A 25,834-nucleotide genomic window follows, 5' to 3' on the forward strand; every position below is an offset into this window, starting at 1 on the left:
CTGTTACCAGATCCAATGCGGAGACGGATGTAGGTAGTAACAAATTTCCGGTCTGTGCATCTGGTAAAATATCAGGATAGATTGTCTCTGTCTTGGAAATGGTCTTTCCGTTCTTCTTTGTTTCCACAACTAATGGGATACCCACCATGTTCGCATCAATCAGTTTTTGATTGGGCTTGTCGTTAGGATATGTAAAAAGGGTATTTATAATATCGTTTCCAGCTCGTGATATAGATTCTATTGGATAGGTATGTTTATAGGATGGGATTGAGTAATTGTTGGTATGTAAAGTCTCAACATAGTCCACACCATTGGTATAGTTTCTTATCCTTGTACTATCTTCTCTAATCCAAGTATTTCTAAGTGAATAGAAATAAAGATTGAACGTGGATAAAAAGCCAGCAGGTATAGGATTTCCATCTAGATAGTATGGTTGTGCCCCTTTCTTTTGTATCTTTAATCCGTTACCCATAGAAACATCATTATTTGCATTACTATCATACTTAGTGTTGAAATGTCCGTCAAATTTATAGGATTTATATGTTTCCTTTACCTTTTGATTGTTAGAATTGAACAGGATCTCTTCTTTTAATAGTCCATTTTCCATATTGCCCGGCGACCAAGTTGAACTCATTGCATTATTCTCATTATACATAAGATCATAATCTTGGTTATTGATGAACTCATATTCTTTCCGGTAAGAATTCTCTGGATGGCTATCATCTTTATAGTGTTCCTGAACATAGGAATAAGCTATTGGTTTACCATTTATGTTGGATATTTGCCATCCAGGATTATTAACCACTAAAGTCTCTACGGCAGTTCCTACATCTGCATTTGCAGGGCTCACCCTTAAAACTTTACTGTTGAAAGATTCATCACCGTGGATAATTCCACTTGAATCCAAATATGGTAACAAATGATTCTCAGTGGGAATTCTGTAAGTATATTCCCTTGTGATTTTACCTCCATTGTTATCAAAAGATTCTATCTTTTTTACCCTTATGGTCCCAATTGGTTTGGTGTCTACATTAATTGTATCTATAGGCGTGGGATCTGCAATCGTAATAACATCTTTTTCTTCCCAAATATAAGATGCTGTACATTTTTGAGGTGGATAATCGCCTCCTCTTTTCATATATAATCGGTAATTTCCAGCAATATCATTTCGCTCAGTCGAAATTTGTTTAGTTCCAAAACCAACTTCCTTCTGCGTATCTAAATTATAAAGTTGCCAACTGCAAGAAAATGGGTTGGTATTTGTACCATCGGGAGGATATTTTGTTAATGTAAAATACTTATTTATAGCTTTTTCGGGGATATAAAAGGTTGATTCTTCAAGGTCGGGATTTTTTGTATAATCATATTTTGCCTCATAGATATGTTCCTCTTCCTTCACTTCAGTATGGTATTCGTATATAATCTTTGTGGTAAGGGAGCCATTATTATCTGCTTCATACTCGATATTGGTATAACCTCCTGTAGGATAGCTGATTCTCTTTAAGTTCCCAAGGATACCATAATTAATATTAGGATCTTTATTAGCCCTTAAATATTGTTGCCCTTTATTGTAATAGGGGATCTCAATAGAAGCTATGGCTTTAACGCCATTCCCTGCACCATTATAGACACCCCAAAAATCCTGATCGTTGGATGTACGGATTGGTAGATTATTACCATAATATTCAAATACATATTTGCCACCAGTAAGGTTATCAGTAACACCTGTCAATTTTAGACGGTAATTCATCCCTGCTATATACTCACCCATATTCATATATCCATCGTTTGAGGTTTTTGGAAGAGGGTCTGTAGATGAAAAATAATCATAATGAAGGATAAGGTCTTTTATAACCTGTCCATTATTGTTGACCACCTTTATGCTTTTAAGATAAACATCTCCAGGTAGGTCTGATCGTAGTTCTGCTGCCCTGTCACTATATGTAAACAGAACCTTTCCCCCATTGAACTGAATCTCACTCAAAACCGACTCTTTTGAGTCTGCATAATTGATACATTTAATATTTGGATTTGGAACAGCTGGAGGCCCGACTATGCTACCAGAAAATTTCCCCAAAGCTACTTGAGTCTGTACACTTGTAATGTATTTAGTATTGGCCACAAATGGAGTATAGACAAATTTTACACCTTCATTATTCGGAGATATGATCTGCTGAATTTTATAGTTTGGATCGTTATATTGAAAATCACCAATAGTGGTCACACAAGTATTCCTGTTTAATATCTGATTATCCACAGAACTGTTGAAATTGTATTTAAAACCTTGCTCATCATAAAGATCCATTACATTATGATTATTATATGTTGTTACAATTTTGGTCTGATCATACGGAATAGGCACCCCTTTTGCGCCTGTACGATCCAATATGTACTTGCCCGATTTATCGAGCAATCGATATGTGAATATATCTGGCTCGGGATCGAATTGTGGTTGCTTCAATCCTGCTGCTCTTGTTGCAAGAATATAGTCAGGATCTTGCGGACTGGAAGCACTATTTGGGTTGAAGTAAACAATATCAGGTCTTTCATGCATGTCTTGATTATCCAGATTGCCAATAACCTGTACCGATAAAGAAGGACCTGTGTCAAGTACCCACCCCAGTCCTACACGTGTAGCTATCTGGTCTACTTTGATTCCTGTTGTGCTATACTGCAAAGCTATGGGGATTTTCCGCCCATCGAATTCTATAGTATAGATAGGAATAGAAAAATCGGCTACGCCCGTATAGTTACCCGCTGGTATATCTACAAATCGAGATAAAGCAGCAGCCTCTGGCGATTTGGGAAACATATCTATAGTCTGTGAAATATTAGATGCATTACCTGCTTCATCTTGTGCCTTAATTCCTATAATAATTGTAAATAATAGGATTAATGATAATTGTAATTTCTTTCTCATAGTGTTTTTTATTCTTTCACAATTTTAGTAGTTAGTTTTTTATCTTTCAGTGTCGGGATAATCGCTTTGATGATGTAAACACCCTGTGGCAGCCTTGAGGTATCCACCTTTGTCACCCTGTTTCTGGTCTGCAACTGTTGGATGACCTTTCCCGTCATGTCATACACATAGATGTCCGCAGAGAACCCTCCAGCACTCACACCCTCAGACCCCCCAACACCTATCTCCACATAGGCATAATCTTTCACGGGGTTCGGGTAGATCCTGATGTCCCTGTTCTCCATCAGGTCATCCAGATCTTTATCTCCAAGCTTCACGACCTTCCAGTTCTCCTTGCCCAGTTCCTCGGCGCTCGTTCCGGCTAAAAGATAAGAGCCATCACTCTGCAATCTTGCAGATACCAGCCGCTCCTCATTCTTCTTCTCCTTGCCCTCCACATGTTTGCGCCATTCCTCTTTGCCATCCGTATCGATATACAGCATCCAGAACTTCTCATCATCTTTTTGTACTTTTCCCTCTGCCTGGGTATAACCTCCAAGCAAGAATCCCTTGTCCTCACTATAGTTATCCTTGTTGGTCCTCCTGATGACATCCAGGCTCATCGCAACATCCCGGTTCCCGAAGCTGTAACTCTTCTGCCATATCTCATTGCCTGATTTATCTAAATTGATTACCCATAAATCCGTTCCTTCTTTAATGTTTTCCTTCTTGTTGCCTGATGACCAGCTGGTACTTTCACCTGAAACGATGTATCCGTTCCGGGTATTGGCTATTGTTTTAGGTCTGTCGTCCCCACTTCCGCCATACGTCCTCTGCCACTCGACATTGGAGTTCTTGTCCAGCTTCACAATCCAATAATCGCCATTGCCATAGTTGTCTTCGGATTTACCAATGAATGTTTTTACCATTGAGGTTAGTTCCGGTCTTGTAGTTTCGTGTTGAGAATTCGCACTTTGAGAACTATTGCCTTGAGCAGAATTTTGACTTTCAATATTATTCAGGTTCTCGGATTTTCCGCTTGTAGAATAAATCAGGACGACAGCTCCTCCATCCTGGGTCGGGACCATATCGGTAACCTCGTCCAGAGCCTTTCCGCCGAGAATGGTCGTCTGTTTCAATTTGCCATCCTTGTCCAGTTTTGAGACGAACACATCCTTGGAACCGAACAGCCTCTTATTATCATTGATATTCCCTGCAACGAAGAATCCCTGGTCGGTGGATTGTACTATTGCCGATGCCTCGTCATTGCTTTTCGTTCCGAGAGTTTTCTGCCAGAGTTCCTCGCCATTGTCATTTAACCTTATCAACCAGGCATCGCTTCCGCCAAGGTTGTTCTCCCTCTTATCACCCGAGGCGTTGGAAAACGATGTCCCGAAGAGCACGAAACCTCCCTCCTGAGTGGCGATAGAGCCCATCAGATAATCGTGCCTCGTCCCACCGAGATATCTCTCCCAAACCTTGGAGCCTTGCTGGTCGAGCTTGACAATGTGGTAATCGTAGCCTCTGTTCTGTTGTTGGTTGTCGGTTGATAGTTGTTGGGACTTTTGATTGATGGAGCTTCCCGATAGCAATATCTGCCTGTCGATAGTGGTGGTCATTGTCGTGAGAAAATCCTGTGTGGTGGACGGGATGTCCCGCTGCCAGGTTACCTTCTGGCCATGGACATGGCATAGGGCGAGAATCCCCACGCCGAGGCTAAGTCTTTTCATGATCTGAGTTTTTTTTAATTGTTATTTCCTCTCTGCAATATTAGCAGCGAGGGACGACAAAACCTGTCGCTTTTTATTTTTAAATCATTAATATCTTAATTCTATTTCACATGTCACCAAAAAAACCGTGGAACTATGCTTATTCCTGTGCTCTTTAAAATTACCAGTTTTCCAGAACAAGAAAAGCAAATGCTTTAATTTTTTGTTGATGCAGATTGCTAAAGTATAGAAAAAAATTTACATATATCTATTTTTTATTAATAGCCTTTATCATATTTACAAAAAAAATACTAAATTTGATTCATAACATTAAAATTTATACACAAATGACACCAGAAACAGGACACGCAAACAACATTGCAAATGCAAATCTTCTGAACACCCACATTATGCAACTGGGTTCTCTTTATAAGCCAAGTAACCCGGAGCTATAATTGGCCAGCCTTCAAGCTTTCTATAATAATGCCTTTTCTTCCCAACAAGCGGTCAATACGGCATTACCTCCTTACACATTGGCAGTGGATAGCAGAGAAGCGGTATTTGCCCCGGTTAGCAAAAAGAGAAGACCCGCAAACGCAGAACTCGGTATCACACATGGGTTATGACCAGCGCACCAACAATTTCGGACAGCTGGTAGAATTACTTCAAAACACTCCAAACTATACCCCGAACGAAACAGAATACCAAATAGCAACATTACTGTCCGAGAAAGACAAAATGCTACAGGTGACTCAAGCAGTTGCAGACACCTTCATCCCGCTTGGCATTGCAAGAGGAGCCAGAAACAAGATAATGTATCAGGACACAAACAATCTGGTTGACACCTTCAACAAGGCAAAAGATTATCTCTTCACCATCCTGGACAGTAACTCTCCACAGTACAAAGCCATATCAAAGATCAGGTTTAGAAAAGCATAATGTCAACCAATAATGATATTAAGGTCTGTAATATTTACAGACCTTTCTTTTTTAGAAGTCTGTTCCTACAAAACAGTTATGACCTCCGCAAAAACAGTTAACACACCCGCAAAAATAGATAACCCATATTACAAAGCAAAAAAGGCTTCCGCCAAAATAGATAGAGCATCATGTAAAAAAGAATGAGCTTCCGCCAAAACAATATAGCCTATCGCACAATCAGATAAGCCATTCTCCAAATTATAATAGGAAACCTCACAATTTGAATATAGCAAATAGAAAAAAAAACCATCTCGATCGAGATGGTTTTTTATATTTCAAAAACTTGAGATTCTTATTCTTCAGTTTTTTCTTCTGTAGAAGTCTCAGCAGCAGGAGTTTCTTCAACTTTAGCTTCAGTAGCTTCCACAGTTGCAGCAGCTTTAGGCGCAGCAGTAGATCTTCTACTTCTTCTGGTTGTTTTCTTCTCTTCTGCATTCGGATTGTAGATATCGTTGAAATCTACCAACTCGATAAGTGCAGTATCAGCAGCATCACCAGGTCTGAAACCTGTTTTGATGATTCTGGTGTAACCACCATTTCTTTCAGCAATTTTAGGAGCTACAGTTCTGAACAATTCAGTAACAGCTTCTTTACTTTGTAGGTAAGAGAAAACTGTTCTTCTATTGTGTGTTGTATCTTCTTTAGCTTTAGTAAGGATTGGTTCCACGTAAACTCTTAAAGCTTTCGCTTTAGCAACAGTAGTGTTGATTCTTTTATGTTCAATTAGCGAACAAGCCATGTTAGAAAGCATTGCCTTTCTATGCGGCGCCGTTCTACCTAAGTGATTTATTTTTTTACCGTGTCTCATTTTAAGGATTATTTATCAGCGTCTAACTTATATTTTGCAACATCAAACCCGAAATTTAGTCCTTTTGAGTGAACCAATTCTTCAAGTTCTGTTAAAGATTTTTTACCAAAATTTCTGAATTTCATCAAATCAGACTTACTGAAAGAAACAAGCTCACCAAGAGTTTCTACTTCAGCCGCTTTCAGACAGTTAAGGGCTCTTACAGAAAGATCCATATCTGCTAATTTTGACTTAAGAAGTTGTCTTGTATGAAGTGTCTCTTCGTCATATTGGATAGAAGCTTTCACAGCCTCAGTCTCAAGAGTGATTCTCTCATCAGAGAACAACATGAAGTGATAAATCAAGATCTTAGAAGCTTCTGTTAAAGCATTCTGCGGTGTGATAGATCCATCAGTTTCGATATCCAATACTAGTTTTTCGTAGTCTGTTTTTTGCTCTACACGATAATTTTCTATACTATACTGTACTTTCTTGATCGGTGTGAAGATAGAATCAATAGCAATAGTTCCAATAGGAGCGTTGTTTGATTTGTTCTGATCAGACGGAACATATCCTCTTCCTTTTTCGATATTGAAAGTGATCTCAAAAGTTACATCGTTCGCCAAAGTAGCGATTACCAATTCTGGATTAAGAACTTCAAAGTTAACTATTGAACCTCCTAGATCGCCAGCAGTAACAACCTCTTTTCCAGTAATCTTTGCAGTAACCTGCTCGTTACCTGGATTTTCAGTTTTAGCTTTCAGACGAAGTTGTTTAAGATTAAGAATAATCTCCGTAACATCTTCGATAACACCTGGTATAGTTGAAAATTCGTGCTCTACGCCTTCTATTTTGATAGATGAAATAGCATATCCTTCCAGAGAAGATAATAAAACTCTTCTCAATGCATTACCGATAGTAAGCCCGAAACCTGGTTCCAAAGGTCTGAATTCGAATTGTCCTTTAAAATCAGTTGAGTTTAGTAGGATTACTTTATCGGGTTTTATAAATGTTAAAATTGCCATAGTCTGGTTGAGCAAAAATTTGAAAAAATTATTATTTAGAGTATAATTCGACGATCAACTGTTCTTTGATATCTTCAGGAATCTGAATTCTCTCAGGCGCACTTGTGAAAGTACCAGTTTTTTTCTCGTCATTGAATTGTAACCACTCATAATTTGCTTTGTAAGCTAATGCATCAGAAATCACTTCAAGAGATTTTGACCTCTCTCTTACTGCGATTACATCACCAGCTTTAAGCGAATAAGAAGGGATATTAACAAGTTCCCCGTTCACAGTGATGTGTCTGTGAGAAACCAATTGTCTAGCAGCAGCTCTTGTCTTAGCAAAACCTAATCTGTAAACAACGTTATCCAATCTTGACTCACAAAGTTGTAATAGAACTTCACCTGTTACACCTTTGCTTCTATGAGCTTTATCAAAAAGGTTAGCGAATTGTCTTTCCAAGATACCGTAAGTGTACTTAGCTTTTTGCTTTTCAGCCAGCTGAGTAGCGTATTCTGATTTCTTCGCACCTCTTCTTTTGTTAGGACCGTGTTGTCCTGGTGGTTGATTTTTTCTTTTCTCGAAGCTTTTATCGTCTCCGTAAATTGCCTGACCAAATTTTCTAGCAATTTTTGTTTTAGGTCCAATATATCTTGCCATAATGTGTAAATTCTAAAAAATTAAACTCTTCTTCTTTTAGGTGGTCTACATCCGTTGTGTGGCATAGGCGTCACATCAACGATCTCGCTTACTTCGATTCCAGAGTTGTGCAGAGTTCTGATTGCAGACTCTCTACCAGCACCTGGACCTTTTACAAACACCTTAACTCTTCTAAGACCAGCTTCGAAAGCTACCTGAGAACAGTTTTCTGCAGCCATTTGAGCTGCGAATGGAGTATTCTTTTTAGAACCTCTGAAACCCATTTTACCGGCAGAAGCCCAAGAGATAACCTCTCCTGCTTTATTTGTTAAAGAAATGATGATGTTATTGAAAGAAGCCTGAATATGCGCTTCACCAATAGCCTCAACTTTTACTTTTCTTTTTTTAACTACTTTAGTTTGTTTTGCCATAATTCCTAACGATTATTTACTTGCCTTTTTCTTGTTAGCAACTGTTTTTCTCTTTCCTTTACGGGTTCTAGAGTTGTTTTTCGTTCTCTGGCCTCTTAAAGGTAGTCCTAGTCTGTGACGTATTCCTCGTTGGCATCCTATGTCCATCAATCGCTTGATGTTCAATTGCACTTCAGAACGCAATTCTCCTTCAACTTTTACGTTGTCTGAGATATAACCTCTGATTGCAGCCAATTCATCGTCATTCCATTCGTTGACTTTCTTGTCTTCGCTGATTCCAGCGTTTTTCAAAATTTCTGAAGCAGTACTTCTACCTACACCATAGATGTAAGTAAGTCCGATAACGCCTCTTTTGTTCTTTGGTAAATCAATACCTGAAATTCTCGCCATAATTTAATCGGTTCTTAACCTTGTCTTTGTTTAAATTTAGGGTTCTTCTTGTTAATTACGAAAAGTACACCTTTTCTGCGTACAATTTTGCAATCAGCACTTCTTTTTTTGATAGATGCTCTAACCTTCATTTTGTTATTTTTAATATCTAAAAGTTATTCTCCCTTTAGTCAAGTCATAAGGAGAGAGTTCGAGTCTTACCTTGTCTCCAGGTAAGAGTTTAATATAATGCATTCTCATTTTACCAGAAATATGGGCAATCAATACATGCCCATTCTCTAGCTCTACACGAAACTGCGCATTCGAAAGTGCTTCCGTAATAACGCCGTCTTGTTCTATATGTTTCTGTTTTGCCATTTACTACAATTAATAGTTTGATGATCTCGATAATTTAGATTGCATCAACCCATCATAATGATGATTCAGCAGATACGTATTAATTTGTTGAACAGTATCCAAGATAACTCCAACCATGATTAACAACGATGTACCCCCAAAAAAGAGAGCAAATCTATCTGTCTGAACAAACGCTCCATGCACTATTGCCGGAAGGACTGCAAAGATAGATAAAAAAATCGCACCTGGCAAGGTTATTTTCGATAAAATATCATCCAGATAATCAGCTGTCTCCTTCCCAGGTCTAACCTTAGGAATAAGCCCACCATTACGCTTCAAATCATCAGCCATCTGATTCACAGGAATGGTAATTGCTGTATAGAAAAATGAGAAAATTATAATCAATAACGCAAACAATACATTGTACTGCCAGCTAAAAACATTCTTGAAACCTGCCAAAAATGTATTTGATTCATCAACTTTCGTAAGTAATCCCGGAACAAACATTAATGCCTGTGCAAAGATGATCGGCATTACACCTGCAGCGTTCACTTTCAGCGGGATCCACTGTCTGGCGCCCTCCATCAGGTTTCTGCTCACACCACCTCTTGCCTGAGCTCTACTTACATACTGAATTGGGATTTTTCTAACTGCTACCGATAAGATAATCGCTAAAAGAATCACCAACAACCAAAATACAATTTCTACCAATATCATGATGCTTCCCAATCCACCTTTACCATTCTGTGTAAGAACTTCTTGATAAAAAGCAGTTGGAAGATCAGCAAGGATACCCACCATGATCAAAATAGAAATACCATTACCGATGCCTTTGTCCGTGATCTTCTCTCCTAACCACATTGCAAATACAGAACCTGCTACGAGGATAATGATACTTGGCAACCAGAACATAATAGATGCGGGATCTATATAGTAAGCCGATTGGAACTGTGAGTAAGGTAAGAAGAACTGCGTAACTGATGTCAAATATGAAGGTGCCTGAACAAGACAAACCCCTATAGTCAACCATCTGGTAATTTGGTTCAAAGTATTTCTCCCACTTTCGCCATCTTTCTGTAGCTTTTGAAGATAAGGAATAGCCATTCCCATCAACTGTACAATGATAGAAGCCGAGATATATGGCATAATTCCTAATGCCATAATGGAAGCACGGCTAAATGCCCCTCCCGTGAAAGAAGACAATAAACCCAAAAGGCCGGCCCCTTGTTGGTTCCCGCCCTGGTTTTTGTAATGCTGTAGTAAGTTTCCTACTTCCGCAGTATTAATTGCAGGAAGAGAAACATAAGATGCGAATCTATACACAAGGACCAAAGAAAGCGTTAAGAGAATTTTGTCTCTAAGCTCTTTTAGACTCCAAATGTTTTTAAGTGTTTGTATAAATTCTTTCATTAGTTATTAATTAAAGAGTAATTGCTTTACCTCCTGCTTTGTTGATTGCTTCTTCAGCAGACTTAGTAAATTTGTCAGCAGAGATAGAAACACCAGATTTCAAATCACCTCTACCTAAGATTTTTACTAATTCGTTTTTAGATGCAAGACCGTTTTCTACCAATACGTCTCTAGTGATATCACCAGTGATATTTTTAGTATCGATCAAAGTTTGGATAGTATCAAGATTGATTGCTCTAAACTCTTTTCTATTAATATTTTTGAAACCAAATTTAGGTAGTCTTCTTTGCAAAGGCATCTGTCCACCTTCGAAACCGATTTTCTGAGAATAACCAGCTCTAGCTTTTTGACCTTTATGCCCTTTTGTTGAAGTACCACCGTATCCGCTTCCTTGGCCTCTACCAATTCTTTTTGTGCTGAATGTAGAACCAGCTGATGGTTTTAAATTATTTAAATTCATTGTTGTATTGAGATTATAGATTAAAAGATAAGAGACAAGAGACTGCTAAAAACGAGTCTCCTTTCTCTATGTCTATTGTTCTTATTTCTGAACTTCTAATAAGTGACTTACAGAAGCGATCATTCCTAAAATGGAAGGAGTAGCTTCGTGTTCTACAACTTGTTGAAGTCTCTTAAATCCTAGTGCTTCAAGTGTTCTTTTCTGAGTTTTAGAACGATTAATAGCACTTCTAACTAATTTTACTTTGATTGTTGCCATTGCTATATTGATTAACCGTTAAACACTTTACTTAAAGAAACTCCTCTCATTCTTGCAATCTCTTCTGGTCTCCTGATATCCAACAATGCGTTGAAAGTAGCTTTCACAACATTGTGCGGGTTAGAAGAACCTTTAGATTTTGACAATACATCGTGTACACCTGCAGATTCTAGTACCGCTCTTACCGCACCACCGGCGATAAGTCCTGTACCATGAGATGCTGGTCTCAAGAAGATATCAGCACCACCATATCTTGCAGAAGTCTGGTGAGGAATTGTATGGTTGATCACAGGAACTTTTACCAAGTTTTTCTTAGCATCTTCTACTGCTTTAGCAATTGCAGAAGCTACTTCTTTAGATTTACCTAGTCCGTATCCGATAATCCCATCCTCGTTTCCTACAACAACAATTGCAGAAAATCCGAATGCTCTACCACCCTTGGTTACTTTAGTTACTCTGTTAACAGCAACCAGACGATCTTTTAATTCTAATCCTCCAGGTTTAACTCTTTCTATATTACTATCTACCATGTTTTCTAGATTTTAAAATTAGAATTTAAGACCAGCTTCTCTAGCACCGTCAGCAAGAGCTTTCACTCTACCGTGGTATACGAAACCATTTCTATCAAATACAACATTCTCAATACCTGCTGCCTTAGCTTTAGCTGCAATAGCCTTACCTACCGCTACAGATACTTCTGTTTTCGTTCCTTTAGCGTCTACTCCCTTCTCTCTAGAAGATGCAGATACTAATGTTTTTCCGTCTTTGTCATCTACCAATTGAGCGTAGATCTCTTTATTGCTTTTGAATACAGATAATCTTGGTAAAGATGCAGATCCTGAAATCTTCCCTCTTACTCTTCTTTTGATTCTGATTCGTTTTTCAACTTTTGTTAATGCCATTTTCTTAAATTTTATGCAGATTTACCGGCTTTTCTTCTGATGATTTCACCCACGAATTTAACACCTTTTCCTTTGTAAGGTTCAGGTTTTCTGAAAGATCTGATCTTCGCAGCCACCATTCCAAGAAGTTGATTATCGTAAGAAGATAATGTAATGATCGGGTTTTTCCCTTTTTCAGTCAACGTATCTATTGTAACTTCTTTTGGAAGTTCCAAAACGATACCGTGAGAAAATCCAAGAGCCAATTCTAATCTTTGGCCATTGTGAGATGCTCTGTATCCAACTCCTACTAGCTCTAATTGCTTAGTGAATCCTGTAGAAGTACCAACAATCATATTGTTGACAAGCGCTCTGTATAAACCGTGAAGCGCTTTGTGTTCTTTTGAGTCAGAAGGACGGGTGAATGTAAGTACACCGTCTTCTTGTGAGAAGCTGATTCCTCCTGTAAGCTCCCGAGATAATTCTCCTTTAGGACCTTTTACCGTTACAACACCTTCTTTTTCAGAAACTGTAACTCCAGCAGGAACTTCTATAATTGCTTTACCAATTCTTGACATTTTCCTTGTTTTAAAAAATTAATATACGTAGCAAATTACTTCACCTCCCACTTTCTCCTGTCTAGCTTTTTTATCAGTCATTACTCCTTTAGAAGTAGAGATGATAGCTACACCTAGTCCGTTAAGTACTCTTGGAAGTTCTTCTGAACCTTTGTACTGACGAAGACCTGGTCTAGAAGCTCTTTGGATAGACTTGATAGCTGGTTTGTTCGTTTGCTTGTCATACTTCAAAGCGATCTTGATAGCTCCTTGAACTGCATTATCCTCGAACTTGTAGTTCAAGATATAACCTTGGTCAAAAAGAATCTTAGTGATCTCTTTTTTGATTTTCGATGCAGGAATTTCCACCACTTTGTGGCCTGCGCTTTGTGCGTTCCTTACTCTTGTTAGGAAATCTGAAATTGGATCTGTTACCATTTCTTTGTTTTAAATTATTGGTTAATGACAACCAGTATTGAAAAGACTTGAAGATAGAGATATCAAAAATTTGACATCTCTATCTTTAGTATCTCAACAACTTAATTGCCTCGATTTTTTTTAATTGCTTACCAACTAGCTTTCTTAACTCCTGGTATAAGACCATTGTTAGCCATTTCACGGAAAGTTACTCTGGAAATACCGAATGTTCTCATATATCCTCTTGGTCTTCCTGTCAATTTACATCTGTTGTGTAATCTTACAGGAGAAGCATTTTTAGGCAATTTTTGTAATGCTTCATAATCTCCAGCTTCTTTCAAAGCTTTTCTTTTTTCAGCATATTTAGCTACAGTAGCTTCTCTTTTGCGCTCACGCGCTTTCATTGATTCTTTAGCCATTTCTTAGTTCTTTTTGAAAGGTAAACCGAAGTGAGTTAATAACGCTTTTGCTTCTTTATCTGTATTAGCAGAAGTTACGAAAGTGATGTCCATCCCTTGGATTTTTTTCACCTTGTCGATAACGATCTCCGGGAAGATAATCTGCTCGGTAATACCTAAGTTATAATTACCTCTTCCGTCGAAACCTTCAGCTTTGATACCAGAAAAATCTCTAATTCTTGGTAGAGCAGAAGACGTCAATCTGTCAAGGAACTCATACATTTTATCAGCTCTAAGAGTTACTCTAGCTCCGATTGGCATTCCTTTTCTAAGTTTGAAAGCAGCCTCATCTTTTTTAGATAAAGTACCTACAGCTTTTTGTCCAGTGATAGCAGTCAATTCTTCTACAGCATAGTCAACGATCTTTTTGTCTTGAACAGCTGCACCAAGTCCTTGGCTTACAACGATCTTCAATAATTTAGGAACCTGCATTACAGATTTGTACCCAAATTCTTCCATCATTGCAGGAACAATCTTGTCTTTATATTGTTGTTTTGGTCTTACTATATATTCCATTGTAATTTAAATTATAAAGTTTCACCGGTTGTTTTAGCAACTCTTACTTTTTTATCACCTTCTACTTTGTATCCAACTTTGGTAGCTTTTCCGCTTTTATCAGTCAATGATACGTTTGAAATATGTAGTGAAGCTTCCTTTTCAACGATCCCACCTTGAGGATTCTGTGCAGACGGTTTAGTATGTTTTTTAACAATATTGATACCTGCAACGATAACTCTAGGATCTTTACCTTCTTTCTTGATCACTTCAAGAACTTCACCTTTACTCCCTTTATTTTTTCCAGTAGTAACGATGACGTTGTCTCCTCTTTTTATTTTAACTTTTGTCATTTTTGTAAATTTTAAAATTAAAGTACTTCAGGAGCTAATGAAATAACCTTCATATATTCTTTGTCTCTCAACTCACGAGCAACTGGTCCGAAAACACGTGTCCCTCTCATTTCTCCAGCAGCATTTAGAAGTACGCAAGCATTGTCTTCGAATTTGATGTAAGATCCATCTTTTCTTCTAACTGCTTTTTTAGTTCTTACTACTACTGCTTTAGATACTTGACCTTTTTTAGCGTTTCCTGATGGCGTAGAATCTTTGATAGTAACAACGATTTTATCACCAACTGAAGCATATCTTCTTCTAGTTCCTCCTAGAACTCTGATAACTAGTACTTCTTTTGCACCTGTGTTATCAGCAACTTTTAATCTTGATTCTGTTTGTAACATTATTACTTAGCTTTTTCAATGATTCTTACTAATCTCCATCTTTTGCTCTTGCTCAAAGGTCTAGTTTCAGTAATTAAAACTGTATCTCCTTCTGTGCACTCGTTGTTCTCATCATGTGCAGTATATTTTTTCGTTTTCAAAACGAATTTACCGTACATTGGATGTTTCACTCTTGTAGTTTCACTAACAACAATAGTCTTTTCCATTTTATTGCTGGAAACTATTCCAATACGTTCTTTTCTTAAATTTCTGTCCATTGTAAAAAGGAATTATTGTTTGTTAGTTAATTCTGTGTTAAGTCTTGCAATCGTTTTTCTCAAATCTCTGATCTGAATCGGATTTTCAACTGGGCTAATTCTGTGAGCTAATTTCAATTTTGAATAGTTAGCTTTAGCGTCATCCAATTGAACTTTGATATCCTCTACGCTTAAATTTTTGATGTCAGCTTTTTTCATTTTAATAGAGATTATAGAGGTTTAACGAAATCGTTTGCAACTACGAACTTGGTAACGATCGGTAACTTTTGAGCAGCAAGCCTAAGAGCTTCTTTTGCTACGTCATAAGGTACACCACCAACTTCGAACATAATTTTACCTGGTTTTACTACAGCTACCCAATATTCCACAGCACCTTTACCTTTACCCATACGTACTTCCGCTGGTTTTTTGGTAATTGGCTTATCCGGGAAGATTTTGATCCATAGCTGACCTTCTCTTTTCATATATCTTGTAGCAGCGATACGAGCAGCTTCAATTTGTCTTGCAGTAACCCAAGCTCCCTCTGTAGCTTTGATTCCGAAAGTTCCGTAAGCAAGTTGATTACCTCTTTGAGCAATCCCCTTCATTTTCATCTTATGAACTCTACGGAATTTGGTTCTTTTTGGTTGTAACATAATTTCTTAAATTTTAGATTTTAGAATTTAGATTTTAAAAAAGTAACGGTCATTTAAAAACTATCCTCTAAAATTTTATTAATTATTTCTTCTTGGTTTTCTGTCGCCTCTTTCTCCTCTGTCATTTCTTTCGTTTCTACCTCCAGCAGGCGCTTTTTTCTGTTGTCCCACAAGTGGAGTAAGGTCTCTTTTACCATATACTTCTCCTTTCATGATCCAAACTTTAACACCTAGCTTACCGTATTGAGTCAATGCTTCACCGATGTGGTAATCGATATCTGCACGGAAAGTAGACAAAGGGATTCTTCCTTCTTTGAAGTTTTCAGAACGTGCCATCTCAGCTCCGTTCAATCTTCCAGAAATCTGAACTTTGATACCTTCAGCTCCCATTCTCATTGTAGAAGCGATAGCCATTTTCACAGCTCTTCTGTAAGAGATACGGTTTTCGATCTGCTTAGCGATGCTGTCCGCAACCAATACTGCATCAAGCTCAGGTCTTTTGATTTCGAAAATATTGATCTGGATATCTTTTCCAGTCAATTTTTTCAACTCTTCTTTTAGTTTGTCAACTTCCTGTCCCCCTTTACCGATGATAAGTCCCGGTCTAGCAGTTGTGATAGTCACAGTTACTAATTTAAGTGTTCTCTCAATATAAATTTTTGAGATACCACCTTTAGATAATCTTGCTTCAAGGTATCTTCTGATCTTGTAGTCTTCCGCGATTCTGTCTCCATAATCGTTTCCACCAAACCAGTTAGAATCCCATCCTCTGATGATACCTAATCTGTTACCAATTGGATTTGTCTTCTGTCCCATACCTTGAATTAATTTTTAGTACCTAAGATTAATGTAATGTGGTTCGATCTTTTTCTGATTCTATAACCTCTACCTTGTGGAGCAGGTCTTAGTCTCTTCAATTGTCTTGCACTGTCTACAAATATTTCTTTAACGATTAGGTTAGCTTCTTCGATATCAGCACCTTCGTTTTTTGACTGCCAGTTTGCGATAGCAGAAAGCAATACTTTTTCTAATTTATTAGAAGCGTCTTTCTTAGAATATTTAAGAATAGATAAAGCTTTTTCTACCTCTACTCCTCTAATGATATCAGCAACTAATCTCATTTTTCTTGGAGAAGATGGGCAATCGTTGTGTAACGCTTTTGCTACATCTTGGTTTGCTATTTTACGTGCTAATGCACTTTCTCTTTTTCTTGATCCCATGATTATCTACCGCCTTTATTTTTGTTACCACCGTGACCTCTGAAAGATCTTGTCGGAGAAAATTCGCCTAATTTGTGTCCAACCATGTTTTCTGTAACGTAAACCGGGATAAAAGATTTCCCGTTGTGTACAGCGATAGTTTGACCTACAAAGTCTGGAGAAATCATAGATGCTCTAGACCAAGTTTTGATTACAGTCTTCTTACCAGACTCTACATTTGCCTGAACCTTCTTATCTAAAGTATGATGAATGAATGGTCCTTTTTTAAGTGATCTTGCCATAATTATTTTCTTTTAGATACGATGTAACGGTTAGACACTTTGTTTTTCTTTCTAGTTTTGTAACCTTTAGCCGGTTTACCGTTTCTAGATCTTGGGTGACCTCCAGAAGAACGTCCTTCACCACCTCCCATTGGGTGATCAACCGGGTTCATCACTACTGGTCTAGTTCTTGGTCTTCTACCTAACCATCTGCTTCTACCAGCCTTACCTGATACAGTCAACTGATGGTCTGAGTTAGAAACAGATCCAATCATTGCATAACACTCAGTAAGAATCATTCTAGATTCACCTGAAGGCAATTTAACGATTGCATACTTACCATCTCTAGAAGTCAATTGAGCTGAAGAACCGGCACTTCTTGCAAGGATAGCACCTTGTCCCGGCTTCATTTCGATACAAGAAATCACAGTTCCTAGTGGAATGCTTTTCAATTTCATCGCGTTACCTACATTAGGCTCTACACTTTCTCCAGAAATAACTTTCTGGTCAACTTTGATACCATTTGGTGCGATGATATATCTCTTTTCTCCGTCTGCATACTCCAATAGAGCGATAAATGCAGTTCTGTTTGGATCGTACTCCACAGTTTTTACCGTAGCTTCAATATCTTGCTTGTTTCTTTTGAAGTCGATAATTCTGTATTTCTTTTTGTGTCCACCGCCGGTGTAACGCATGGTCATTTTACCAGTTTGGTTACGTCCACCTGACTTTTTAATACCAACTGTTAGAGATTTCTCTGGTTTGTTGGTAGTAATTTCCTCAAAGTTATTAACAACTCTGAATCTCTGTCCCGGGGTGATAGGTTTTAATTTTCTAACAGACATTACTATTATTTATAATTAATTAATTTGTTGCGAAAATATCAATAACTTCTCCAGCAGCTAATGTTACCACAGCTTTTTTCAATTTATTGGTCTTTCCAACTTGAAGTCCTTTTTTTGTATGCTTAGCAGAAACTTTAGGCGCATAGATCATCGTTCTAACGTCCGCTACTTTTACACCGTAAGCTGCCTCTATAGCACCTTTGATCTGGATCTTGTTTGCTTTTGGGGCAACCAAGAAAGAATAAGCACCTCTTAGATCTGTAAGATAGTTTGCTTTTTCCGAAATAATTGGTTTAATAATAAGTGACATGATCTATTTCTTTAAGTTTTCCTGAAATTTTTCTACTGCATCTTCTAAGAAGATAATCTCACCTGCGTTGATCAAATCATAAGAAGAAATCTCGTTATAATTCAATACTCTTGTTTTAGGCAAGTTTCTTGAAGATAAATATACATTCTTGTTAGCCTCAGGAAGTACGAACAATGATTTCTTACCTGTAAGAGTCAAAGCATCCAACAAAGTGATGAATTCTTTGGTCTTAGGAGCTTCGAAAGTCAAATTCTCTACAACTCTGATACTATTATCTCTCAATTTTTGAGAAAGAACAGATTTTTTAGCCAATCTCTTAAGTGCTTTGTTCAATTTGAATCTGTAGTCTCTTGGTTTTGGACCAAAAACTCTACCTCCACCTTTGAAAGTTGGTGACTTGATATCACCATATCTCGCAGAACCTGAACCTTTTTGTTTCTTAAGCTTTCTTGTAGAAGCAGTAATTTCGCTTCTCTCTTTTGATTTATGAGTACCTTGTCTTTGTGCAGCAAGATATTGCTTAACCTCTAAGTAAACCGCATGCTGATTTGGCTCAATTCCGAAAACTGTTTCGTCTAGAGTTACTTTTCTTCCGGTCTCTTTTCCTGATGTATTTAATACTACTAGTTCCATTTCTTGATAATTACATAAGAATTTTTAGCTCCCGGAACAGCACCTTTTACCACTAAAAGATTTTGTTCTTCATCTACTTTTAACACTTGAAGGTTTTGAACAGTTACCTGCTTACCTCCCATTCTACCAGCCATTCTCATTCCTTTGAATACTCTTGAAGGATCCGATCCAGCACCGATAGAACCTGGAGCTCTAAGTCTGTTGTGCTGACCGTGAGTAGCTTGCATTACACCTCCAAATCCGTGTCTTTTAACAACACCTTGGAAACCTTTACCTTTAGAAGTTCCTGTTACATCCACATACTCACCTTCTGCAAACATGTTAACTTCTACCAAATCTCCTGTTTTAACCTCGTGCTCGAATGCATTTCTGAATTCTACCAACTTAGCCTTAGGAGTTGAACCAGCCTTTTTGAAATGGCCAGCTAACGCTTTACCAACGTTCTTCTCACTCTTGTCATCGAAACCTAGCTGTACGGCAACATACCCGTCAACTTCTTCGGTTCTGACCTGTAAAACCGCGCATGGACCAGCCTGAATAACTGTACAAGGAATGTTTTTTCCTTCTTCGCTAAACAAAGATGTCATACCGATTTTTTTACCAATAATACCTGACATTATTTATATATATCTATTATATTAAAACTTAGCATTTTAGCGGTGTTCGTCATATTCTATGTCTGAAATAGGCATACTCCTTCCCTAAAATGAGTGTGCAAATTTATGAATATTTTTTATATTGACAAATAAATATTCGGAAATTATTTGATAATTTGTGAGTTACGTGATTTTGGCAAAAAATTCTCTTCAAAATCAAGGTTTGGATAGCTTATTTATAATTTACTCTCCTCATCAAAATATTTACTCATATGCTTTTTCTCGGCAGCATCTATAGAATAACATTTGTGAATATTCTCTGCTTTTTTGGACAGCTCAGCTATCCTCACAAAATATTGATGCAGCTGATCCAATTCTTTTTCTGTGAGATCCTCTATATCTACCATTCTATTACTAGCCTGCTTGCTCGCAGCAATGAGTTCATTAAGTTTTAACTGAATTGCCTTACTATCCTTATTCTGAGATTTTTGAATCAGAAAAACCATAAGAAAAGTGATGATTGTAGTCCCTGTATTGATCACCAATTGCCATGTTTCAGAATAGTTGAAAACCGGACCACTAACTGCCCAGATTATAACAATTGATACAGCTGCTATGAAAGCATATGAGCTACCCGTAAAATTAGTAGCCCAATTTGAGAATTTCTCGAAGAGGTTTTTATTGCTCATTTTATTTTCAAAGTTAATTAATTTTATAAAGGAAAAGACCTCCAAAATTGGAGGCCTTGATTGAAATATCATACTAGAATTATTATTCTTTTACGAATTTAGTTTTAGTAACTGTTCCGTTATCATCTATGTTGATAAAATAAACACCTTTGGTTAATTTATTCACTAAAACTTTACCTGTTGACAAAGTTCCTTTAGAAACGATTTGACCGGCAGTATTGAAGATTTCGTAAGATGAAGTTGAGGCTGCATTAGAAACACTCAATACATCTTTCACAGGGTTTGGATAAACTTGGACTGATTTTCTGTTAACATCTGATACAGCCAAAGTTGCAACTGAAGCCGCTTTCACAGCATAAAATATATTCCCTATAGCAGACACTCTAATATGTCCTGATTTACCAGACAATGATGATGGCACATCAACACTAGCCGAGCCTGAGTTAGGTACAGATTCTGCTAAAGTAGTCCACGTAGCTCCATTGTCAGACGTGAAATCGATTTTAACATTCGCTACATTATAAGGCGAGGCCGTTGTTCCGGATGGCACCCAGGTAATAGTTGAATTAGAGCCCGCTGCCAATGAAGTTGTACTTACTGTAAATGCTGCAGCAGAACCTACCGTTACCACTTGATTAGCAAAAGCAGTTTGCGGATTGGTTGCATTTAAATCCCTAACAGTAACTCTAAATACCGTTGATCTTGCCACTGAAGATGTCGATTCCCAATTTGATAAGTTTTTCACAGCCCCACCTAGTACAGTTGCAAGTGCCGGAAAATATCTTGTTGGTGAGGATACAGGAGGCAATGATCTAAACATAGCTCCTGAAGCAGTTGCCCCTAACACATGACCACTTCCATAAGAGGTATTATTACTAATACCTGCACCTGTCCCCCATGGCTCGCCAATTGCAGAAGTAGAGCTATTTGCTTGCTCCCAACAATAAGTCATAGCATCTCCGTCAGGATCCGTAGCTGTAGCAGTCAACACAAAAGCTGTATTCAATGGAATTGTATAAGTAGGCATTGCGGTAATTACTGGTGGGCTATTTGTGATAGCTGTTTCTATATCGCAGGTTTTAGATGAAAGTGCCAAATTTGTCTGTATGTTCGTAATACTTCCAACATGGAAATAAGCATCTGAATGTGCTTGAACATCAAGGTCACTTCCTGTGATTCCAGCATAGCCCATTATGGTAGATCCTGAGCCTGGTTCATAATTAACACCTGTACCCTCATACCAGCTATAAGTATGATAAGCACCAAGCTGATGCCCCATCTCATGAGCAACATAATCTATATCGAAGCTATCGCCGGAAGGTGGATATGTTGTAGAAGCATTTTTAGTTCCTGTGGCAGGAGAAGTAATTCCCGCTCCTTTATATGTATCTGTAGCACTTCCATTTCCGATTGCGAGCGTATTGCTACAAACGCAACCAATACAACCTGCATTACCTCCACCGCCAGAAGCACCAAACAAATGCCCAATATCAAAATTAGCATCACCTACAACAGAATGCAAAGTATTCATTAATTGGCTATTCCAAGCACTTGGAGGAGATGTAGCACTAGTTACCGTAGAATAAGGGTCTGCAGTGACTGTGCCATAATATAATAAAGAGGGATAATCTTGCATGATCAAATGAAGACCCAATTCTTTTTCAAATACGCCGTTTACTCTTGTTAAAGTTGCATTGACTTGAGTCAAGGCCCCAGCAGTTGTTCCACTAAAGAAGTTACCATATTCTGCCGTAGTAGACATTGCCAAACGTAGTGTTCTGTATTTTTTATCAGAACTTCTTTGTGTAAACATTGGACTATTTACATAATCACTACCTTGTTGAATTAATTTGCTCATGTCTTCACGTCCTGGTTCTTTTGTAGAACAAAAGACTCCGTTCGCTTCCGATTTACCAGTTTTGTAATGGACACCATAAACTGTTTTGTCTGTATTGGCAGGCTCAATAAATTCTGAAACGCCATTTCTGAACATCATAGACTGGAAATCATTTGGAGCAACACTAAATCTAACTGTAACAGCAGGGTCAGACACACTCACGCCATAATATGACCCAAGCTGGTACTTCTCTGCAAGTTCGTCCACCATTACAGGGAAACTGAAAACTTTGAACCTTTCCGTCTTCCCATCTATAGTCGGGATACTGATTTCAATTCCATTGTTTCCTTCTCTCATTCTTTGAGCTGATGACAATTGATTTCGCAATTGAGACAAATCTAAAGTATAATAAGACTTATCATCCGCAGTTGCTCTAAGTTTACTGCCATGCATTTCTGTTTTGCGCCACTGTGCACTTACCAAAGGAAGTGTTGAAGCGAACAACAAAGTGATTAAAATTTTCTTCATATTTTTAAAATTAAGGCGACAAATGTAATATTTTATTACGATTAATTCATTGATTTTAAAAAAATAATAAAATTTTAACAATAGCATTTAATTTATCTATAAAAAACATAGATTTTAATAAATTTATTAAATACTTCTTTAAGCTTTTTTTAAGGTTTGTTAATCATCTATTGAATTAGATATAAATAAAAAGCCATTCTCAAAATGAGAATGGCCTTTGTTATAGTATGTGAATTATCACACTTTAATTTCTACGTCAACTCCTGAAGGAAGTTCTAATTTCATTAGAGCATCAACAGTTTTAGAAGAAGAAGAGTAGATATCCATCAATCTCTTGTGAGCTGATAATTGGAACTGCTCTCTTGCTTTCTTGTTTACGTGCGGAGATCTCAACACTGTGAAGATTCTCTTATTCGTTGGCAATGGAATTGGACCGTTTACAACAGCACCAGTAGCCTTTACCGTTTTTACGATTTTCTCAGCAGACTTGTCTACCAAGTTGTAATCGTAAGATTTTAGTTTTATTCTGATTCTTTGTGACATTTCTTGTACTTTAAAAATTAACCTTTTGCTTTAGCAATGATATCTTCAGCAACGTTTTGCGGAGTAGCTTGGTACTTCTCTAATTCCATAGAAGAAGTAGCTCTTCCTGATGAAAGTGTTCTTAGAGTAGTAACATATCCAAACATTTCAGACAATGGAACTGAACCTTTGATAACAACGGCACCGTTCTTCTCTTCCTGACCACTGATAGTACCTCTTCTCTTGTTAAGGTCACCAATGATGTTACCCATATATTCTTCCGGAGTTACAACTTCCAATTTCATAATAGGCTCCATGATTACCGGTTTAGCAGCTTTACCTGCCTCTTTGAAACCAAGCTTAGCAGCTAATTCAAAAGAAAGTGCATCCGAATCCACTGCATGGAAAGATCCATCTTTAAGAGTAACTTTGATACCTTCAACTTCGAAACCAGCTAAAGGACCGTTTTTCATTGCAGCTTTAAAGCCTTTTTCAATTGCAGGAACAAATTCCTTAGGAACGTTACCACCTTTGATCTCATTAACGAATTCTAAACCGATTTTACCCTCTTCAGCAGGCCCTAGTTCAAATACAATATCAGCAAATTTACCTTTACCACCAGATTGTTTTTTGTAAACTTCTCTGTGGCTAGCAACTTTTGTCAAGTTTTCTTTGTACTCTACCTGAGGTTGTCCTTGGTTTACTTCAACCTTAAACTCTCTCTTCATACGGTCAACAATGATATCCAAGTGAAGCTCACCCATACCAGAGATGATCGTTTGTCCAGAAGCTTCGTCAGTTCTTACAGTAAAAGTAGGATCTTCTTCAGCCAATTTAGCTAGAGCGTTACCCATTTTATCCTGGTCAGCTTTAGTTTTAGGCTCAACAGCGATACCAATTACCGGATCAGGGAAAACCATCGATTCTAGAACGATCGGGTTTTTCTCGTCACACATTGTATCACCAGTTTTAATAGATTTGAATCCAACAGCAGCACCAATATCACCAGCTTCAATATATTCTACCGGATTTTGCTTGTTAGCGTGCATCTGATAGATTCTAGAGATTCTTTCTTTATCTCCTGAACGAGTGTTCAAGATGTAAGAACCTGCATCTAATCTTCCAGAGTATGCTCTGAAGAATGCCAATCTTCCTACGAAAGGATCGGTAGCAATCTTAAATGCTAATGCAGAGAAAGGCTCATCTACAGATGGTTTTCTTGTGATTTCAGCGTCAGTTCTTGGGTCAGTACCTTTGATATCATCTTTATCCAATGGAGAAGGCAGGTATTTACATACTGCATCTAACATAAACTGCACTCCTTTGTTCTTGAATGAAGAACCACAAGTCATTGGGATAATAGATAGATCGATAGTAGCTTTTCTAAGAGCTTCGTTGATTTCTTCTTCAGAGATTGAATCCGGATCTTCGAAGAATTTCTCCATCAAAGTCTCATCGTAGTCAGCAACAGCTTCTACTAGTTTCTCTCTATATTCTAAAACTTCAGCCTTCATGTCTTCAGGAATTGGCACTACCTCGAAAGTAGCTCCTTGTCCTGCTTCATCCCAGATGATCGCTCTGTTTTTAATTAAGTCAACAACACCTTTGAAATCTTCTTCAGCACCGATTGGTAAAACGATTGGAACTGCATTAGACCCTAACATTGTCTTAACCTGATTTACCACGTTAAGGAAGTCAGCACCTTGTCTGTCCATTTTGTTTACGAATCCCATTCTTGCAACTTTGTAGTTGTCAGCAAGTCTCCAGTTTGTTTCAGACTGAGGCTCTACTCCATCTACTGCAGAGAAAAGGAATACCAATCCATCCAATACTCTCAAAGACCTGTTAACCTCTACTGTGAAGTCAACGTGTCCCGGTGTATCGATGATGTTGAAGTGGTAAGGTTTAGTTTCTGGCAGAGCTTTTCCTTGGTCTGTTGGAAAGTTCCAAGAACAAGTAGTTGCAGCAGAAGTAATTGTGATACCTCTTTCTGCTTCCTGCTCCATCCAGTCCATTGTAGAAGCACCATCGTGAACTTCTCCAATTTTGTGGTTTACACCTGTATAGAATAAAATTCTTTCTGTAGTGGTAGTCTTACCCGCATCAATGTGCGCAGCAATACCGATATTTCTTGTAAATTTAAGATCTCTTCCCATTTCAGATTAGAATTTAAAGTGTGAAAACGCTTTGTTAGCTTCCGCCATTTTGTGAGTATCACTCTTTTTCTTGTAAGCAGCACCTTCTTCTCTAGAAGCAGCTACAACTTCGTTAGCCAATTTCAAAGCCATAGACTTATCATTTCTAGCTTTAGAATATTTGATCAACCATTTCATCGCCATAGAAATTTTTCTATCCGCTCTGATCGGCATCGGAATCTGGAAGTTAGCTCCACCTACTCTTCTGGAACGCACTTCTACGTGAGGCATAACGTTTGTCAATGCATCTTTCCAGATCTCTAATGAAGTTTTTTCAGTTTCACCTTTTTTAGTTTCTACGATATCCAATGCATCATAGAATATTTTGAATGCAATTGACTTCTTACCATCAAGCATCAAGTTGTTTACGAATCTAGTTACCAATTGATCATTAAACTTTGGATCTGGTAACAACGGTCTTTTTTTCGCTTTTGTCTTTCTCATTGTTTCTGTAC

General features: G+C 37.8%; 36 protein-coding genes. 1 reads left to right on the forward strand and 35 read right to left on the reverse strand.

The window, feature by feature from the left end:
* Both RTX21_RS09080 and RTX21_RS09085 read right to left on the reverse strand, forming a co-directional pair.
* The coding region (locus RTX21_RS09080; protein WP_312767022.1) for a hypothetical protein at positions 1-2,920 on the reverse strand (2,920 nt) is incomplete at its 3' end.
* 8 nt (positions 2,921-2,928) lie between these two features.
* Positions 2,929-3,987, reverse strand: coding sequence for a T9SS type A sorting domain-containing protein (locus RTX21_RS09085; protein WP_312767024.1), 1,059 nt, complete (start codon positions 3,985-3,987; stop codon positions 2,929-2,931).
* Positions 3,988-5,169: 1,182 nt separating this feature from the next.
* Here RTX21_RS09085 and RTX21_RS09090 point away from each other — a divergent pair.
* Positions 5,170-5,547 carry a hypothetical protein gene (locus RTX21_RS09090; RefSeq protein ID WP_312767025.1) on the forward strand — a complete coding sequence of 126 codons (378 nt, stop codon included), beginning with the start codon at positions 5,170-5,172 and terminating at the stop codon, positions 5,545-5,547.
* A 334-nt stretch (positions 5,548-5,881) separates the two neighbouring features.
* Here the strand turns inward: RTX21_RS09090 and rplQ are convergent, their stop codons facing one another.
* The 33 genes from rplQ to rpsG form a co-directional block, all read right to left on the reverse strand.
* Positions 5,882-6,397, reverse strand: coding sequence for a 50S ribosomal protein L17 (rplQ, locus tag RTX21_RS09095; RefSeq protein WP_312767026.1), 516 nt, complete (start codon positions 6,395-6,397; stop codon positions 5,882-5,884).
* A gap of 8 nt (positions 6,398-6,405) precedes the next feature.
* Positions 6,406-7,401, reverse strand: coding sequence for a DNA-directed RNA polymerase subunit alpha (locus RTX21_RS09100; RefSeq protein WP_312767027.1), 996 nt, complete (start codon positions 7,399-7,401; stop codon positions 6,406-6,408).
* A gap of 31 nt (positions 7,402-7,432) precedes the next feature.
* Positions 7,433-8,041 carry a 30S ribosomal protein S4 gene (rpsD, locus tag RTX21_RS09105; protein WP_312767029.1) on the reverse strand — a complete coding sequence of 203 codons (609 nt, stop codon included), beginning with the start codon at positions 8,039-8,041 and terminating at the stop codon, positions 7,433-7,435.
* A gap of 20 nt (positions 8,042-8,061) precedes the next feature.
* Positions 8,062-8,451, reverse strand: coding sequence for a 30S ribosomal protein S11 (gene rpsK / locus RTX21_RS09110; RefSeq protein WP_027383298.1), 390 nt, complete (start codon positions 8,449-8,451; stop codon positions 8,062-8,064).
* 12 nt (positions 8,452-8,463) lie between these two features.
* Positions 8,464-8,841, reverse strand: a complete 378-nt coding sequence (gene rpsM, locus RTX21_RS09115) for a 30S ribosomal protein S13 (RefSeq protein WP_074236363.1) — start codon at positions 8,839-8,841, stop codon at positions 8,464-8,466.
* Positions 8,842-8,855: 14 nt separating this feature from the next.
* Positions 8,856-8,972: a 50S ribosomal protein L36 gene (gene rpmJ, locus RTX21_RS09120; protein WP_007839480.1), complete on the reverse strand. Its 117-nt coding sequence runs from the start codon at positions 8,970-8,972 to the stop codon at positions 8,856-8,858.
* A gap of 10 nt (positions 8,973-8,982) precedes the next feature.
* Positions 8,983-9,198: a translation initiation factor IF-1 gene (gene infA, locus RTX21_RS09125; protein WP_027383300.1), complete on the reverse strand. Its 216-nt coding sequence runs from the start codon at positions 9,196-9,198 to the stop codon at positions 8,983-8,985.
* Positions 9,199-9,207: 9 nt separating this feature from the next.
* Positions 9,208-10,587 (reverse strand): preprotein translocase subunit SecY, encoded by a 1,380-nt coding sequence (secY, locus tag RTX21_RS09130; protein ID WP_312767034.1) that lies wholly within the window; start codon positions 10,585-10,587, stop codon positions 9,208-9,210.
* Between the two features lie 10 nt (positions 10,588-10,597).
* Entirely contained in the window at positions 10,598-11,047 is a 450-nt protein-coding gene (gene rplO, locus RTX21_RS09135) for a 50S ribosomal protein L15 (RefSeq protein ID WP_074236361.1), read from the reverse strand.
* 81 nt (positions 11,048-11,128) lie between these two features.
* Entirely contained in the window at positions 11,129-11,305 is a 177-nt protein-coding gene (gene rpmD / locus RTX21_RS09140; RefSeq protein ID WP_027383303.1) for a 50S ribosomal protein L30, read from the reverse strand.
* 11 nt (positions 11,306-11,316) lie between these two features.
* Complete coding sequence (rpsE, locus tag RTX21_RS09145; protein WP_027383304.1) at positions 11,317-11,835, reverse strand: 30S ribosomal protein S5; 519 nt, start codon at positions 11,833-11,835, stop codon at positions 11,317-11,319.
* 18 nt (positions 11,836-11,853) lie between these two features.
* Positions 11,854-12,207, reverse strand: a complete 354-nt coding sequence (rplR, locus tag RTX21_RS09150; protein WP_116034131.1) for a 50S ribosomal protein L18 — start codon at positions 12,205-12,207, stop codon at positions 11,854-11,856.
* A gap of 11 nt (positions 12,208-12,218) precedes the next feature.
* Positions 12,219-12,764 carry a 50S ribosomal protein L6 gene (gene rplF, locus RTX21_RS09155; protein ID WP_312767037.1) on the reverse strand — a complete coding sequence of 182 codons (546 nt, stop codon included), beginning with the start codon at positions 12,762-12,764 and terminating at the stop codon, positions 12,219-12,221.
* Positions 12,765-12,782: 18 nt separating this feature from the next.
* Positions 12,783-13,181, reverse strand: a complete 399-nt coding sequence (gene rpsH, locus RTX21_RS09160) for a 30S ribosomal protein S8 (protein WP_027383307.1) — start codon at positions 13,179-13,181, stop codon at positions 12,783-12,785.
* A 128-nt stretch (positions 13,182-13,309) separates the two neighbouring features.
* A complete protein-coding gene (gene rpsN, locus RTX21_RS09165; protein ID WP_027383308.1) occupies positions 13,310-13,579 on the reverse strand; it encodes a 30S ribosomal protein S14 in 270 nt (89 codons plus the stop codon).
* Between the two features lie 3 nt (positions 13,580-13,582).
* Positions 13,583-14,134, reverse strand: a complete 552-nt coding sequence (gene rplE, locus RTX21_RS09170) for a 50S ribosomal protein L5 (protein WP_089870965.1) — start codon at positions 14,132-14,134, stop codon at positions 13,583-13,585.
* An 11-nt stretch (positions 14,135-14,145) separates the two neighbouring features.
* Positions 14,146-14,466 (reverse strand): 50S ribosomal protein L24, encoded by a 321-nt coding sequence (gene rplX, locus RTX21_RS09175; protein WP_089870963.1) that lies wholly within the window; start codon positions 14,464-14,466, stop codon positions 14,146-14,148.
* Between the two features lie 17 nt (positions 14,467-14,483).
* The gene (gene rplN, locus RTX21_RS09180; RefSeq protein WP_027383311.1) at positions 14,484-14,852 is read right to left on the reverse strand and encodes a 50S ribosomal protein L14; all 369 of its coding nucleotides are present in this window, start codon (positions 14,850-14,852) and stop codon (positions 14,484-14,486) included.
* A 2-nt stretch (positions 14,853-14,854) separates the two neighbouring features.
* Positions 14,855-15,109, reverse strand: coding sequence for a 30S ribosomal protein S17 (gene rpsQ, locus RTX21_RS09185; RefSeq protein ID WP_015806738.1), 255 nt, complete (start codon positions 15,107-15,109; stop codon positions 14,855-14,857).
* 12 nt (positions 15,110-15,121) lie between these two features.
* The gene (rpmC, locus tag RTX21_RS09190) at positions 15,122-15,307 is read right to left on the reverse strand and encodes a 50S ribosomal protein L29 (RefSeq protein WP_312767045.1); all 186 of its coding nucleotides are present in this window, start codon (positions 15,305-15,307) and stop codon (positions 15,122-15,124) included.
* Positions 15,308-15,318: 11 nt separating this feature from the next.
* Complete coding sequence (rplP, locus tag RTX21_RS09195) at positions 15,319-15,744, reverse strand: 50S ribosomal protein L16 (RefSeq protein WP_027383314.1); 426 nt, start codon at positions 15,742-15,744, stop codon at positions 15,319-15,321.
* A 78-nt stretch (positions 15,745-15,822) separates the two neighbouring features.
* Entirely contained in the window at positions 15,823-16,560 is a 738-nt protein-coding gene (gene rpsC, locus RTX21_RS09200) for a 30S ribosomal protein S3 (protein WP_074236352.1), read from the reverse strand.
* A gap of 8 nt (positions 16,561-16,568) precedes the next feature.
* Positions 16,569-16,964: a 50S ribosomal protein L22 gene (gene rplV, locus RTX21_RS09205; protein ID WP_074236351.1), complete on the reverse strand. Its 396-nt coding sequence runs from the start codon at positions 16,962-16,964 to the stop codon at positions 16,569-16,571.
* Between the two features lie 2 nt (positions 16,965-16,966).
* Positions 16,967-17,245 carry a 30S ribosomal protein S19 gene (gene rpsS / locus RTX21_RS09210; protein WP_027383317.1) on the reverse strand — a complete coding sequence of 93 codons (279 nt, stop codon included), beginning with the start codon at positions 17,243-17,245 and terminating at the stop codon, positions 16,967-16,969.
* 2 nt (positions 17,246-17,247) lie between these two features.
* Positions 17,248-18,069 carry a 50S ribosomal protein L2 gene (gene rplB / locus RTX21_RS09215; RefSeq protein ID WP_312767052.1) on the reverse strand — a complete coding sequence of 274 codons (822 nt, stop codon included), beginning with the start codon at positions 18,067-18,069 and terminating at the stop codon, positions 17,248-17,250.
* Between the two features lie 19 nt (positions 18,070-18,088).
* On the reverse strand, positions 18,089-18,379 hold the full coding sequence (gene rplW / locus RTX21_RS09220; protein WP_027383319.1) for a 50S ribosomal protein L23: 291 nt from the start codon (positions 18,377-18,379) through the stop codon (positions 18,089-18,091).
* 3 nt (positions 18,380-18,382) lie between these two features.
* Positions 18,383-19,012 (reverse strand): 50S ribosomal protein L4, encoded by a 630-nt coding sequence (gene rplD / locus RTX21_RS09225; RefSeq protein ID WP_027383320.1) that lies wholly within the window; start codon positions 19,010-19,012, stop codon positions 18,383-18,385.
* The gene (gene rplC, locus RTX21_RS09230) at positions 19,003-19,629 is read right to left on the reverse strand and encodes a 50S ribosomal protein L3 (protein WP_312767056.1); all 627 of its coding nucleotides are present in this window, start codon (positions 19,627-19,629) and stop codon (positions 19,003-19,005) included. The genes rplD and rplC overlap by 10 nt, the downstream gene beginning before the upstream one ends.
* Positions 19,630-19,844: 215 nt before the next feature.
* Positions 19,845-20,297, reverse strand: a complete 453-nt coding sequence (locus RTX21_RS09235; protein ID WP_312767059.1) for a low affinity iron permease family protein — start codon at positions 20,295-20,297, stop codon at positions 19,845-19,847.
* An 82-nt stretch (positions 20,298-20,379) separates the two neighbouring features.
* Entirely contained in the window at positions 20,380-22,662 is a 2,283-nt protein-coding gene (locus RTX21_RS09240) for a reprolysin-like metallopeptidase (RefSeq protein ID WP_312767061.1), read from the reverse strand.
* Between the two features lie 237 nt (positions 22,663-22,899).
* Entirely contained in the window at positions 22,900-23,205 is a 306-nt protein-coding gene (gene rpsJ / locus RTX21_RS09245; protein ID WP_002661363.1) for a 30S ribosomal protein S10, read from the reverse strand.
* 17 nt (positions 23,206-23,222) lie between these two features.
* Positions 23,223-25,340 carry an elongation factor G gene (fusA, locus tag RTX21_RS09250; protein ID WP_312767063.1) on the reverse strand — a complete coding sequence of 706 codons (2,118 nt, stop codon included), beginning with the start codon at positions 25,338-25,340 and terminating at the stop codon, positions 23,223-23,225.
* A gap of 6 nt (positions 25,341-25,346) precedes the next feature.
* Positions 25,347-25,823, reverse strand: coding sequence for a 30S ribosomal protein S7 (gene rpsG, locus RTX21_RS09255; protein ID WP_312767065.1), 477 nt, complete (start codon positions 25,821-25,823; stop codon positions 25,347-25,349).
* Between the last annotated feature and the right edge of the window lie 11 nt (positions 25,824-25,834).

This window comes from Epilithonimonas sp. (assembly GCF_032054305.1).
Classification (GTDB): domain Bacteria; phylum Bacteroidota; class Bacteroidia; order Flavobacteriales; family Weeksellaceae; genus Epilithonimonas.